Consider the following 1,386-nt stretch of genomic DNA (forward strand, 5'->3'; position numbering starts at 1 on the left):
GCAGGGCGCTGACCGCAACCTCTTCGGCCGCTAATCGCGACTGCCGATATCGACCCAAACTTGAACTCAGGAGTAATTAAAATGACCAAGATCGCTCTTACCGCCGCCGCCATCCTCGTTGCCACGGGCACTGCTTTTGCCGGCAGCGACAATTATGGCTCGGCCAACGCCAATCAGCCTGCCGTCACCGTCGACCAGTCGGCCACTGCTTCGATCTCCAAGTCGACGCAGACCGTCCAGGCCCCCGCTTCGCAGGGCGCTGACCGCAACCTCTTCGGCCGCTAATCGCGACTGCCGATATCGACCTAACCTTGAACTCAGGAATAATTGAAATGACCAAGATCGCACTCACCGCCGCCGCCATCCTCGTTGCCACGGGCACCGCTTTTGCCGGCAGCGACAACTACGGCTCTTACAATGCCAACCAGCCTGTTGCGAACCAGTCCGTGTCCGACATCGACACCACGCACACCGGCTCGATCCCGAAGTCCGTAAAGACGCAGGGTGATGCCAATGCCAACGTGCCGGCTCAGTCGGGCCAGGGCATCTGGGGTCGTTGATTTCTGAAGTCTGCGACCACAAAGAGCGGTGGGCTTTGCCCGCCGCTCTTGTTTTTTATGCATGAGCAGGATTTCGGCCGACGGCATCGGTGCCGGAGCGCCGATCGTAAATCGAACCAACTGGTTCAATTTATGTTGACGAATCGTGAACGGATGGCGAGCGCTGGCTCGATGAACCGCCGCATCATGCGTCAGGCACCCTCCTTATAAGCGTCTGAGATAAATTGATAAAACAGGGTGAGCTCAATCCCTTGGCCGACGTTCGAGGTCCCGATTCCGCGCGTGAGGGAACGTCTTCGTGATTGGAAGTCGGCGCACGAAAAACCCAGATCGAGGCTGTCCGAGTGACGCGAAATTTCCTCCCCAGGGGCACGCCACTAGACGGACAGAATCAGGAATACCGGAGTAAATAGAATGAACAGGATCGCTCTTGCTACCGCCGCCATCCTCGTTGCCACTGGTGCCGCTTTTGCCGGCAGCGACAACTATGGTTCGGACAATGTCAATCAGCCGGCCGTCACCTCGCACGCGGTCAATGTCGACCACAGCTACACGGCTTCGACCCACAGGCAGGTCAAGCACCGCGACCTCACGCTGATGCCCGATTCGGTCCAGCCGGAATCCGGCCAGGGCAACTGGGGAAACTGACGGCTCAGGCGGGTGTGCGGCGGGCTTGGCCTGCCGCACCTGCCATGGACACTAGAGCGTTTCACGTTTTGACGGAAGCGTACCCGGCTTTTGCGAAGTAGTTTTTGCATTCGGCTGCCTCGATGGTTTCGACGAGGTGGCCGATGTGGCGCCACGTGTCCTCGACGGTGCGTTTCTG

At 59.0% G+C, this 1,386-nt stretch carries 3 protein-coding genes and 1 pseudogene; 3 read left to right on the forward strand and 1 reads right to left on the reverse strand.

The window, feature by feature from the left end; translation table 11 throughout:
• The first annotated feature begins 81 nt into the window (after positions 1–81).
• The 3 genes from EN955_RS34465 to EN955_RS34475 all read left to right on the forward strand — a co-directional run bounded on the left by EN955_RS34465 (position 82) and on the right by EN955_RS34475 (position 1,208).
• Positions 82–285, forward strand: a complete 204-nt coding sequence (locus tag EN955_RS34465) for a DUF680 domain-containing protein (protein WP_013532450.1) — start codon at positions 82–84, stop codon at positions 283–285.
• A 47-nt stretch (positions 286–332) separates the two neighbouring features.
• Complete coding sequence (locus EN955_RS34470; RefSeq protein WP_013532449.1) at positions 333–560, forward strand: DUF680 domain-containing protein; 228 nt, start codon at positions 333–335, stop codon at positions 558–560.
• A 414-nt stretch (positions 561–974) separates the two neighbouring features.
• On the forward strand, positions 975–1,208 hold the full coding sequence (locus tag EN955_RS34475) for a DUF680 domain-containing protein (RefSeq protein ID WP_024504275.1): 234 nt from the start codon (positions 975–977) through the stop codon (positions 1,206–1,208).
• Between the two features lie 61 nt (positions 1,209–1,269).
• On the opposite strand, the pseudogene EN955_RS35205 reads toward EN955_RS34475, so the two are convergent.
• Positions 1,270–1,386: pseudogene (locus EN955_RS35205) on the reverse strand (IS630 family transposase); the annotation flags it as partial.

Source organism: Mesorhizobium sp. M7A.F.Ca.CA.001.04.2.1, from assembly GCF_003998485.1.
Lineage (GTDB): Bacteria > Pseudomonadota > Alphaproteobacteria > Rhizobiales > Rhizobiaceae > Mesorhizobium > Mesorhizobium ciceri.